Origin of the sequence: Paraburkholderia phytofirmans OLGA172, from assembly GCF_001634365.1 — a bacterium.
In the GTDB taxonomy this organism is placed as follows: Bacteria; Pseudomonadota; Gammaproteobacteria; order Burkholderiales; family Burkholderiaceae; genus Paraburkholderia.
In genome coordinates this window covers 1,476,216-1,488,419 of record NZ_CP014578.1, presented here as the reverse complement: position 1 = coordinate 1,488,419, position 12,204 = coordinate 1,476,216, and the positions used below count along the sequence as shown (strand labels likewise).

Below are 12,204 nucleotides of genomic sequence, written 5' to 3'. Positions count from 1 at the left end.
GAAATAATTGGATGCCCGTCCCGCGGAAGGTCTGGAAGCGCTGAACTTCCGGCTGAAGGTGATTCCGCACGTGGACGGCACGCCGCCCAAATTGCAAACGGCCGCGTCAGCGGCCGTTTGCATCAAGCAAAACCAATCAGGCAAGACACACCACGCCTTACTTCAACACCACCTTCACGTCGAAGTACCTGGCTGCGAAGCGGTCGATCGTGCCGTCCGCCTTCAGTTCCTTGAGCGCCTGGTTCAACGCGTCCTTCAACGCTTTGTCGCCCTTGCGGATGCCGAAACCCACGCCCGCGCCGAGCAGCTTCTCGTCGGTGACGGCCGGCCCGGCGAATTCGAAGCCTGCGCCTTGCGGCTTCTTCAGGAAGCCCTTCGATGCCGCTTCCGCGTCCTGGAACGCGGCGTCCAGACGGCCCGACGCGAGGTCGGCGTAAATCTGGTCCTGCGTCTGATACGGCACGACGTCGACACCCGCCGGCGCCCAGCGCGCCTTCGCATACGTTTCCTGAATCGTGCCTTGCAGCACGCCGACGTGCTTACCCTTGAGCGAGGCCGGCGTAGGCAGCAAACCACTGCCCTTCTTCGCGATCATCTGATTCGGGATCGTGTAGATCGGATCGGTGAATTCGATGGCCTGGCGGCGCTGGTCCGTGATCGTCATGTCCGAGTTGATCGTGTTGAACTTGCGCGCTTCCAATGCCGGAATCAGGCCGTCAAACGAATTCTCGACCCACACGCACTTCGCTTTGAGCTTTGCACACACGGCATTGCCGACGTCGATATCGAAACCTTGCAGCTCGCCCGACGGCGACTTCGATTCGAACGGCGCATACGACGCCTCGACGCCGAAACGCACTTCCTTGATATCTGCGGCCGAGGCGGTGCCTGCCGTTACCGTTGCCGTTGCCGTCGCGAACAGCGCGAGTACTGCCATGTTTCGCCAATTCATTTTCATTGCGGGTGTTCCTCTACGGTATTGAATAAGACGGAGCCGAATCCGGGCCAGCATGATTGCCGCGCCAAAAATGCGATTCAAACTCATGCGGACAGTGTGGTGCGGCGCAACAGCCGCGAGCGCGGGATTGTACAGGCCTGGCAAAGCACGCCTGGCGGGCGGGGGAAAGAATGCCCTTCACGCGACCCTGCGCAGATGCACGGCGAAGGTGCAAATTCGTGTCGCGTTCAGGCAAGAGGAGATGCGTGAAGGATGTGAAGCGGCGTGCGGCTAAACGAGCTTCGAGAGCGTCTCCTGGGTGGTCTCCACCACCAGCAGACCCGCGCGCAAACCCGGCTTGACCGTCGCGTTGGGAAACACGAGGCGCTCTTCGTCATGACGCACGGTATAGCGATACTCGCCATCGCGTGCGAGCAGGGTGTCCTTCACAAAGGGCGTGAAATTCGGCACATCGGCGGCAACCAGCAATTCGAACGCATCGCTTTGCTTGGTGAGCTGATCGATCACGGTGAACACGCGCGGCATCGCCGCGGGCACGCTGCCGTTCGTTGTACCGGCTAGCAGATGGCGCAGCGCTTCGTCCGCCCCGGCGAAACGCGTCAGATCGTTCTGACCGAACGGGCGCACCTTGCCGAGTTCGAGGGTACAGGCTTCGGCACCACATGCCTGTGCGGTGAAGTGCGAGTACGTATTGCCCTTGGTGGTGTGCAACAGGACCGCGCTAATGCGCGCTGCGCCGAGCCACTCGAACATTGCACGCGAAAACGGCTTGCCGGTATGCGGCAACAAGGCGAATTGCTCGAAAGCCGAGGGGCGGATCGCCGTATGCATGTCGACGTGCCAACGGGCGCCGGGCGCTTGCGATGCCGCGGCAAAGAACAGCATTGCCGCACGCTCCAACGCCGCCGCACGTGGCGCTTCGTGGCTGTGCGGCACTTGCGTATGACGGCCGCTGAAGAGCCGGTTCAGATCGTCGTCGCGATAGCGGCACGCGTCGCGCATGGCGTCGACGTTGCCGAGAATCACCAGCAAGCGGCACGTCAGCGCGGCATCGCCTAGCGCGATATCGCGCACCAGATACGACAGCAGTTCAATTGGCGCGGTTTCATCGCCATGCACGCCGGCAGAGACGAGCACGCTGCGAGTGCCTTCATCCCGCACCGCGGGCTCCATGAGCAGCACACCATCATCGAGCCACGACCAGCGCACGCCGCCGTTGGCGCACACACCCTGCGTTTCCTGCGCGCCAGGCTGCGTCCCCGCCAACGTGTAGGCAAGGAAATCGTCGAGCATCGGAACCGGCATGCCGCGTTCAGCGCTGGAAGTCATACAGCGAACCCAGACCGAGAATCTGCGTCAGTTCGTCGAGCGCAGTGCGCGACTCGGCGAGCAGTTGCGGATCGGTCAGATCGGTCGGTGCGAGACGATCGCGATAGTGCTTTTCGATCCACGTATCGAGGCGGCCGAACAGCTTGTCGTTGATCCACACGCCAGGCGTCACCGCCGCGCGCTCCGCATCGTTCAACACCACGCGCAGACGCAGACATGCCGGACCGCCGCCGTTCTTCATGCTTTCGCGCAGATCGAACACGAGCACGTCGTCGATCGGACCGGTGTGCGCGGTCAGCTCGTCCAGATAGGCGCCCACGCGCGCATTCTCGCGGCATTCCTGCGGCACCACCAGCACCTGTTTGCCGTCCGGGCGCGTCAGCAACTGGCTGTTGAACAGGTACGACGTGACCGCGTCGGCCACGCTCACCTGCGCGTCGGGCACTTCGATCACGTTGAACTCGGCCTTCAGCCCGGAGAGTTTGCTGCGCAGTTCGTCATACACCGCATTCTGTTCGACAAACGCCAGTTGATGACAGAACAGCGTATTGCGATTGCCGACCGCGATCACGTCGTTATGGAACACGCCCGCGTCGATCACGTCGGGATTCTGCTGTGCGTACACTGTGGCTGCTTCTGCCAGACCGTGACGATGCGCGACCGCGCGGCTCGCCTCAAAGGTCTGACGCGCGGGAAAACGCTTCGGCTCCGGTCCGCGGCGATATTCGCTGCGGCCATACACGAAGAATTCGACGCCACGTGTGCCGTATTCCGAGCAAAAACGCGTGTGATTCGCCGCGCCTTCGTCGCCGAGTGCCGGTGTGCCGGGGAGTGCCTCATGCACCGCGAAACGGTCGGCGTCGCTGAAAATCGCGCGCAAGGTGCGGCGTGTCGATTCATGTTCGATCGCGCGATGCAGCTTGCTGCACAGATTGGCCGGCGTGAAATGCACGCGGCCGTCGTGCGTGTCGGCCGAGGGGCTCACCGTCGCCGCGTTCGCGGTCCACATCGCCGAAGCCGAACTCGCCGCGGCCAGCAACTCGGGCGCGTCTTTGGCGACGCGTGCGATCACCGTCGCGTCGTCGCCCGAAAAACCGAGCTCGCGCAAGAGGCGCATCGAAGGACGCTCCTGCGGCGGCAACACGCCTTGATGAAAGCCGAGATCGGCCAACTGCTTCATCTTGCGCAGGCCTTGCTTGGCAGCCGCTTTGGGGTTGGCAACCGACTTCTCGTTGTTCTGCGACGCGACGTTGCCGAACGAGAGCCCTGCGTAATTGTGGGTCGGGCCGACGAGACCGTCGAAATTGGCTTCAGTGGCTTGCATCGTCGATCCTTAGAATTGAAGGCCCGGCGAGACGCTCGCGGGCATGTGCAGTTGCGCGCTTTCGACGGACGCCATCGGATACGCGCAGTAGTCGGCAGCGTAGTACGCGCTCGGCCGGTGATTGCCCGACCGCCCCGGGCCACCGAACGGCGCACCCGACGATGCACCGTTGGTCGGCCGGTTCCAGTTGACCACGCCCGCGCGAATGGTGCGCTGGAAATGCGTCCACAGTGCTTCGTCGTCGGCGAGCAGGCCGGCGGAGAGGCCGAACTCGGTGTCGTTGGCTTTGTCGAGCGCTTCGTCGAACGTGCTGTAGCGAATGATCTGCGCCAGCGGTCCGAAATGCTCTTCGTCCGGCAGGTTCTTCACGGCGGTCACGTCGAGAATCGCGGGCGTGACAAAGCCGAGTGCCGGATCGCGCTGTTCCATCGTCAGCAGTGCTTTTGCGCCGTCGGCAAGCAGACGCTCCTGCGCCGCGACCAGACGCGAAGCCGCCCGCGCGGAAACCACCGCGCCCATGAACGGCTGCGGATCAGCGTTGTATTCGCCGACGCTGATTCGCGAAGTCACTTCAGTCAGTCGTTCTACGAAGCGATCACCGAAGGCGTCGTTCGGTACGAAAATACGGCGCGCGCAGGTGCAACGCTGCCCTGCCGACAAAAACGCCGATTGAATCGTGTGGTGGACCGCGGCGTCGAGATCCGCCACGGGTCCGATCACGAGCGGATTGTTGCCGCCCATCTCCAACGCCAGCACGATCTCCGGACGGCCGCCGAATTGCTTGTGCAGCAATGTTCCGGTATCCGAACTACCCGTGAAGAACAAGCCATCGATCTGCCGATGGTTGGCAAGCGCAATGCCCGTCTCTTTCTCGCCTTGCACGAGGTTCAGCACGCCAGCGGGCAAGCCCGCATCGCGCCAGATCTGCACGGTGACAGCCGCCACGCCCGGCGCGAGTTCGGACGGCTTGAACACCACCGCATTACCCGCGATCAGCGCCGGCACGATATGCCCGTTCGGCAAGTGGCCAGGGAAGTTATACGGCCCGAACACCGCGACCACGCCATGCGGACGATGCCGAAGCACGGCAGTGCCGTCGGCCATCGGCGAACGTTTTTCACCGGTGCGCTCGTTATAGGCCTGAATCGAAATCTCGACCTTCGCCGCCATCGAAGCCGCTTCAGTGCGCGCTTCCCACAGCGGTTTGCCGGTCTCCCGGCCGATCGCTTCGGCAAGCGCTTCCTTGCGTTCCGTCACGAGTGCAGCGAAGCGGCGCACCACGCCGCACCGCTCGTCGAGACTCAGCGCCGACCATGCCGCGAACGCACGGCGTGCGCTGCGCACCGCCCGATCGACGTCGTCCGCCGAGGCGCTGTTGCCTTCCCACACCGTCGCGCCCGTGCCCGGGTTATGCGACGCGAATGCGGGTCCTGTGCCGGCGGCCCATTCGCCGTCGATGAAAAGCTCGCTCATGATCATCCTTATTTGTGTTTCAGCGGCAGCACCCGCACCGGGTCGCCTGTCTTGACGTCGAGTGCCGCGGCCTCGGCGGCGCTCATGCGGAACACGCCGTCTTGCGGCACGCCGGCAGCCGCGCCCACGCGAAAATCGCCGAGCGACGTATTCGATACCAGCGAACGCGGTGCATCCTGCGGCGCGCCCGCCGGCACATTGGCAATCTCGACCGGCACCACCACGCTTTCGCGCACGGTGCGCAAGTCGGCGATATGGCATTCGAGCACCGGGCCCGCATCGAAGATATCGACGTGATTCTCGTAGCGCAGCCCTTCCGATTCGAGCATGCGGCGCGCCGGAATCGTGTCGCTATGCGTGAGGCCGACGCATTCTTGCGCTTCTTCCGGCAGCAGTTCGACATACACCGGATAACGCGGCATCAATTCAGCAAGAAACGCCTTGCGGCCGTGCGAACTCAGGTAGTCCGCCGCGTTGAAATCGATCTGGTAGAAATGCGAGCCGACCGCGCGCCAGAACGGCGAGGTGCCTTCCGCATCGAAATGGCCGCGCAATTCCGCACACAAGCGCTGCGGAAAGCGCTCGCGGAACTGTGCAAGAAACATGAAGCGCGAACGCGACAGCAAGCCGCCGACGCCGCTCGTGCGGTAACGCGGGCTCAGGAACAGCGAACACACTTCGGCGTAACCCGTCAGGTCATGCGAAATGTTCAGCGCGCGCATGCGCGTCCAGATGCCGAGATCCTGGCTCGCGTGCACGACGGTGCTCACGCGGTAGTTGTAGAACGGCTGCTGCAGACCGACTGAGGTTTCGATGCCGCATACCCCGGCCACGTCGCCGGTGTTGGTGTCTTCCATCACGAAGAAGTAACCGGCTTCGTGCGGCTCGGCCTTGTCTTCCATCGTGCGGCGCGCACGTTCAACGCGCGCCGCGAGTGCATCGCGATCCGGCTTGAAGGTGGTGAGGCCGGGACCGGTCTCCTGCGCAAGCCGCATGAGCGCGTCCACATCGCCTCGTTGCACAACGCGAACGACGATCATTGTGCGTCTCCCGAAGATTCTTCCTGATGCGGCTGGTGCAGCGGCACGCAGCGTACCGCGTCGCCCTCCTGCACGCCGAGTGCGGCGCGCGCCGCATGCGACAACGACGCGCCGCTTGCTTTACCGTCCGGCAATGGTCCGAGCACGCAGCGGAACTCACCGTCCGCACCGTTATGCGCGATCAGATACGTCGAGCCGCCGGCCGGCGCGCCGGCTTCGCGCACCACCCGTGTTTCATTGCGCGTCACGCAGGCACTGCGATCCACCTGCGCGGTCAACACCGGACCCGCGTCGAAAATATCGATGAAGCGATCCGTCTCGAAGCCTTCTTCGAGGTGGATCTCATACGCGAGCAGCGCCTTCGAATCCGGCTCGCCGAGCACGCGCTGTGCCGCTTCCGGCAGCAAGGGCACATAGACCGGATAGGTCGGCATCACTTCGGCGATAAAGGTACGGCTGCGGCCGCCCGATTCGATTTCGATGTCGGCGAAATTGCGGCCGAAGAACTTGCGCCCCACCGCTTCCCAGAACGGCGACACGCCTGAGTCGTCGGTCACGCCGAGCAACAGCGAGAACACTTCCGGCGTGAAACGCTTGCGATTGGCGGCGATATACATCATTCGCGCCCGCGACATCAGATGCGCGGCCGCGTCGCCACGCAGCGACGGGTCGATGTAAAAACCCGCCAGCCGGCTCTTGCCCGTCAATTCGTGCGACATGGTCAGCGCGTGAATCTTGCGGTTCACGTGCAACTCGCGCGACGCATGAATCAGCGCGTCGTTGCGAAACGCGTAGAACGGGTCCGAATAACCGGCCGCGGCGACAATGCTCGCCGTGCCCATCAGCTTGCCGCTCTCCGCGTCCTCGAGCACGAACAGATAGAACTCCTCGCCCGGAAAATCGACCTCCGCGCGAAATGAGTCTTCCGACAACGCGACGCGCGCTTCGAGCGCACCGCGGTCGTGCGGCAGCGAATGCAGCACCGGTTGCGCGGTGCGCGCCATATGTTCGAGCGCATCGAGATCCGCGAGGCGGCTGGGGCGTACGAAGAGCATCGTCGTTCCTGATTGAATGTGACGCCTGATTAACGAGCCGGGGCTTCAGCGGTTGCGCCGACCACTTCGTCGATCGCCTTCGCCAGACGCGCGAAGCCTTCATACATGTCGTCGAGCGGAATGATCAGCGACGGTACAAAGCGCAACACGTCCGGACCTGCCATCAGCATGATCACGCCGTGCTTGCCGGCCGCGGTGACGAAGTCCTTCGCACGGCCCTTGAACGCGTCGGTCAATTCCGCACCGATCAAAAGACCCTTGCCGCGCACTTCCTCGAAGATGCCAAAGCGCTCGTTGAGCTTGGCAAGTTGTCCCCTCAGCGCCTCGCTGCGCGAGTGCACGCCTTCCAGCAGCCGCGGATCGCTGACCAGTTCGACCACCTTCTCCGCGATCGCCGAGCCCAGCGGATTGCCGCCGTAGGTCGTGCCATGCACGCCGACCTTGAAGTGCACAGCCAGTTCCTTGGTGGTCAGCATCGCGCCGATCGGGAAGCCGTTGCCGAGCGCCTTCGCGGTGGTCAGGATGTCCGGCGTCACGCCGGTTTCCTGATACGCGTAGAAGTAACCGCTGCGGCCCACACCCGTTTGCACCTCGTCGAAAATCAGCAGTGCGCCGTGCTGATCGCAGGCTTCGCGCAGCGCCCTCAGAAACGCCGGATCGGCCGGGATCACGCCGCCCTCGCCCTGGATCGGCTCGACGATCACCGCACAGGTTTGCGCGCCGATGGCCTGCTTCGCCGCTTCGATATCGTTGTACGGCAAGTGGGTGATGCCGGCCGGCACCGGGCCGAAACCTTCCGAATACTTCGGCTGGCCGCCAACGCTCACGGTGAAGAACGTGCGGCCATGGAACGACTGCGTAAACGAAATGATTTCAACCTTGTCGGCGCCATGGCGTTCGAACGCGACGCGGCGCGCCAGCTTCAAGGCCGCTTCGTTCGCTTCCGCGCCCGAGTTGGCGAAGAACGCGCGGTCCGCGAAGGTCAGGTCTTCGAGACGTTTGGCGAGACGCAGCACCGGTTCATTGGTGTAGCCGTTACCGATGTGCCACAGCTTGCCGCCCTGGTCGTGCAGGACTTTCAGCAGTTCAGGATGCGCATGACCGAGCGCGGTGACGGCAATACCGCCGGCGAAGTCGATATAGTCACGGCCTTCCGTATCCCAGACGCGTGAGCCAAGACCGCGGTCCGGCACGAAGGCGGCGGGGGAAAACACCGGCACCATCACTTCGTCGAAAGTCTGGCGTGTCACAGTCAGGTCGTTCATGGCAAATCCTCGTTACAGGTGAGAGGTAATACACGTAGTGTAGGAAACCGCACGCGATACGTCTTGCGCATACGCGACGCTTTCTATGAGCTTCCGGGCGCCCAGGTCGCGCGCGGGTCGCGAATAGCGTGCTTCCCGGCCGTTTATTGCGCCTGTTCGGCTGCTCTTTCCGCCGCTTGTTCAGCTTGCTTGTCCGGCCTGCCTATTCCACCTGATCGGGCCGTTCGATCAGTGCGGCCGGGCGCGGCTCACTGGCTGCTGCGCCAGTCTGCTTGTCGATCCAGTTACGACGATCCTCGCGTGGCGTGACACCAAAGCGTTCGCGGTAAGCATTCGAAAAGTGCGCCGCCGACGAAAACCCGCAAGCAAGGCTGATCTGCACCACCGATTTGCTGGTGCGCTGCAATTGGGTGCGCGCTTTCGAAAGCCGCAGGCCAAGATAGTATTTGGACGGCATCGAGCCGAGATACTGGCGAAACAGCCGCTCCAGCTGACGCCGCGAGACACCGACGAGACCCGCGATTTCATCGGTGGTCAGCGGGTCTTCGATATTTGCTTCCATCAGCATCAGCGCATCGTTCAGGCGCGGATGGCGCTCGCCTGGCGCGGTTACGAACGGAATGCGCTGCCGCTCTTCACCCGCGCGCAACACGCCGACGCCCAGCGTATCGGCGATCCGGTCCGCCAACTCCGGCCCGTGATCGCGGCCGATCATGGCGAGCATGAAGTCGACCGTTGCCTGACCGCCCGCGCAGGTGGCGCGATCACGGTCGATTTCGAAGATCTGTTGGGTGACGATCGAGCGCTCGAACTGCTCGGAGAACTGCTGGTAGGTTTCCCAGTTGACGCTCACGCGATAGCCGGACAATTGCCCCGCCATCGCCAGCCACCAAACGCCGTGATGAATACCAGTGACGAGCGGCGTGCGCTGCCCGACGCGCGAAAGACTCGCGAGAAAGAGGCGATAGTCGGCGAATTGCTGGAACCGTTCGCTGACGATGATCAGCCAGTCGCACGAAATCGCATCGCCGAAGGCGGCATCGGCCGGCCATTGCGCGCCGCCCGACAAGGGCACCGCGCGGCCATCCCACGAACACACCTGCACGCGGTACAGCGCGCGGCCGTCGATTTCATTGGCGAGATTGAGCGCGTCGACAATCGGCCCGACGCCCGACATCGACACCGGCGGCAAGGCGACGATGGCGACCTGCGTGGTGCGAGCCGGGTTGGACGTGCGAGCCATCGCTTAAGAGGACGACGCGAGCCGCGCGTTACTTCAGGCTGCCGGACAGGAACTGCTTGAGCCGTTCGCTGCGCGGCGTGGTGAGCACGTCAGCGGGCAAGCCCTCTTCTTCGGTGCGGCCCTGGTGCAGGAACATCACATGGTTCGACACATTGCGCGCGAAACCCATTTCATGCGTGACGACGATCATCGTGCGGCCTTCTTCGGCGAGCTTCTGCATCACCTTCAGCACTTCGCCGACCAGTTCGGGATCGAGCGCGGAGGTGGGCTCGTCGAACAGCATCACGTCCGGGTTCATCGCCAGCGCACGCGCAATGGCCACGCGCTGCTGCTGACCGCCCGACAGATGCGACGGATACTGTTTTTCCAGACGCGGCGCGAGACCCACCTTCTCGAGATATTCGCGCGCCCGTTCTTCGGCTTCGCGACGCGACAAGCCGAGCACATGAATCGGTGCTTCGACGATGTTCTCGATCACATTCATGTGCGCCCACAAGTTGAAGTGCTGAAACACCATCGCGAGCTTCGTGCGGATGCGTTGCAATTGCTTGTGATCGGCCACTTCCAGATTGCCGGCGCGGTCGGCTTTGGTCTTGACCTTTTCGCCGTCGACGACGATTTGCCCGGCGTTCGGCCGCTCGAGAAAATTGATGCAGCGCAGGAAGGTGCTCTTGCCCGATCCGCTCGCGCCGATGATGCTGATCACGTCACCCTTATTCGCGTTGAGCGACACGCCCTTGAGCACTTCGTTGTCGCCGTAGCGCTTGTGAATGTCCTGAACGGCGAGCTTGCAAGCTTCGGTTTGAGTCGTGTGGAGCAAGATGCTCTCCCTTTGAAAATACGGATCAATCTACGTGACGGCACGGGCGAGCCGCGCCGCTCAATCGAAACATGCCTGCTCAGTGCGTGCGCACCGCCAGGTAACCCAGCCAGTGACGCTCGGCGCGGCGGAACAAGGCCACCAGCGCGAACGACACCACGAGGTAAATCAACGCCGCGAGGCCGAACGCATCGAACGACTGATACGTGGCCGAATTCGCATCGCGCGCCACCTTCAGAATGTCCGGCACCGTGGCCGTAAACGCGACCGTGGTGGCGTGCAGCATCAGGATCACTTCGTTACTGTACAACGGGAGCGCCCGGCGCAGCGCGGACGGTATCACAATGCGGCGGTACATCGTGAACCAGCTCATGCCGTAAGCACGGGCCGCTTCCACTTCGCCGTGCGAAGTGGAACGGATCGCCCCGGCGAAAATCTCGGTGGTGTATGCGCAGGTGTTCAGGGCGAAGGCGAGAATCGCGCAATGAAAGCCGCTGCGGAAAAACGCGTCGAGCAACTGATGCGAGCGCACGAATTCGAGGCTGTACATGCCGGTGTAGATCAGCAGCAGTTGCACATACAACGGCGTGCCGCGAAACACGTAAGTGTAGAGACGCACCGGCGTCGACAGCCAGCGCTTCTTCGACACGCGCGCCACCGCGAGCGGAATCGCCATGAAAAAGCCGATCCCGATCGACGCCACCAGCAGCCACAGCGTGACGGCCAGACCCGACATGCGCTGACCGTCCCAGTACAGAAACGCGCGCCAGAATTGATTGAGAATGTCGACCATGGTCTTAGAGCTCCGCGTGGCGCACGCCGATCGAATAGCGCTTTTCCAGCCAGATCAGCACGAGGTTCGACGCAGTGGTGATCGCCAGATAGATCAGCGCGGCGACCAGAATGAAGAAGAACATGTTGAAGGTGCTCTTGCCGGCGTCCTGGGCGGCTTTGACGACGTCGGCGAGACCGATGATCGACACCAGCGCCGTGGCCTTGACCAGCACCTGCCAGTTGTTGCCGATGCCCGGCAGCGCGAAGCGCATCATCTGCGGAAACAGAATGCGGGTGAACACCCGCGCGCCGCTCATGCCGTACGCACTGCCCGCCTCGAGCTGGCCGCGCGGCACCGCGAGGAATGCGCCGCGGAAGGTTTCGGTGAAGTACGCGCCGTAGATGAAGCCGAGTGTCAGCACGCCGGCCACGAACGGATCGATATCGAACTGCGGCAGATTGAGTGCGTCGGTGAGATTGTTGACCGCGATCTGGATGCTGTAGAACAACAGCAGCATCAGCACGAGGTCGGGCACCGAGCGGATCAACGTCGTATAGCCGGTTGCGATTGCCCTGAGCGGGCGGTTGAAGGAGAGTTTCGCCGCCGCGCCCGCGAGGCCGAGCAGCACGGAGGCTGCCAGCGACAGGACGGACAGCTCGATCGTCTGGATCGTGCCGGCCAGCAACACCGGACCAAAGCCGTAAAGGAACACGCGTGTCTCCATCCAGGTTTCATTGAGGATGTCATGGATGGGGTCGGGTTATGCCTGCCCGACTCATCCGGCATGGCGCGGAGTCTCGCAAGCGGAAATTAATTTCTCAAAGGAGCGGCGAGAGTGTGCTGCGGTGCAGCAATGGGCCGTTTGCCGCGGCTGGGCGCTTGCAGGGCTTGGTCTTGTGGGGGATATCGTTTTGTAAGGTGG

At 63.0% G+C, this 12,204-nt stretch carries 11 protein-coding genes; all 11 read right to left on the bottom strand.

Annotated elements, in window-relative coordinates; translation table 11 throughout:
* Nucleotides 1–157: 157 nt before the first annotated feature.
* Complete coding sequence (locus AYM40_RS06420) at nt 158–958, bottom strand: ABC transporter substrate-binding protein (RefSeq protein WP_063495492.1); 801 nt, start codon at nt 956–958, stop codon at nt 158–160.
* 270 nt (nt 959–1,228) lie between these two features.
* Complete coding sequence (astE, locus tag AYM40_RS06410; protein WP_236720903.1) at nt 1,229–2,287, bottom strand: succinylglutamate desuccinylase; 1,059 nt, start codon at nt 2,285–2,287, stop codon at nt 1,229–1,231.
* Complete coding sequence (astB, locus tag AYM40_RS06405; RefSeq protein WP_063495490.1) at nt 2,271–3,611, bottom strand: N-succinylarginine dihydrolase; 1,341 nt, start codon at nt 3,609–3,611, stop codon at nt 2,271–2,273. The genes astE and astB overlap by 17 nt, the downstream gene beginning before the upstream one ends.
* 9 nt (nt 3,612–3,620) lie before the next feature.
* A complete protein-coding gene (gene astD, locus AYM40_RS06400) occupies nt 3,621–5,084 on the bottom strand; it encodes a succinylglutamate-semialdehyde dehydrogenase (protein ID WP_063497874.1) in 1,464 nt (487 codons plus the stop codon).
* An 8-nt stretch (nt 5,085–5,092) separates the two neighbouring features.
* On the bottom strand, nt 5,093–6,124 hold the full coding sequence (gene astA, locus AYM40_RS06395) for an arginine N-succinyltransferase (protein ID WP_063495489.1): 1,032 nt from the start codon (nt 6,122–6,124) through the stop codon (nt 5,093–5,095).
* Entirely contained in the window at nt 6,121–7,179 is a 1,059-nt protein-coding gene (aruF, locus tag AYM40_RS06390) for an arginine/ornithine succinyltransferase subunit alpha (RefSeq protein ID WP_063495488.1), read from the bottom strand. Before aruF ends, astA begins: the two co-directional genes overlap by 4 nt.
* Nucleotides 7,180–7,208: 29 nt before the next feature.
* Entirely contained in the window at nt 7,209–8,444 is a 1,236-nt protein-coding gene (locus AYM40_RS06385) for an aspartate aminotransferase family protein (protein ID WP_063495487.1), read from the bottom strand.
* 202 nt (nt 8,445–8,646) lie between these two features.
* Nucleotides 8,647–9,687, bottom strand: coding sequence for a GlxA family transcriptional regulator (locus AYM40_RS06380; protein ID WP_063495486.1), 1,041 nt, complete (start codon nt 9,685–9,687; stop codon nt 8,647–8,649).
* A gap of 28 nt (nt 9,688–9,715) precedes the next feature.
* Nucleotides 9,716–10,507, bottom strand: coding sequence for an ABC transporter ATP-binding protein (locus AYM40_RS06375; RefSeq protein WP_063495485.1), 792 nt, complete (start codon nt 10,505–10,507; stop codon nt 9,716–9,718).
* A gap of 79 nt (nt 10,508–10,586) precedes the next feature.
* Entirely contained in the window at nt 10,587–11,300 is a 714-nt protein-coding gene (locus AYM40_RS06370) for an ABC transporter permease (RefSeq protein ID WP_063495484.1), read from the bottom strand.
* A 4-nt stretch (nt 11,301–11,304) separates the two neighbouring features.
* On the bottom strand, nt 11,305–11,994 hold the full coding sequence (locus AYM40_RS06365) for an ABC transporter permease (RefSeq protein ID WP_063497873.1): 690 nt from the start codon (nt 11,992–11,994) through the stop codon (nt 11,305–11,307).
* Between the last annotated feature and the right edge of the window lie 210 nt (nt 11,995–12,204).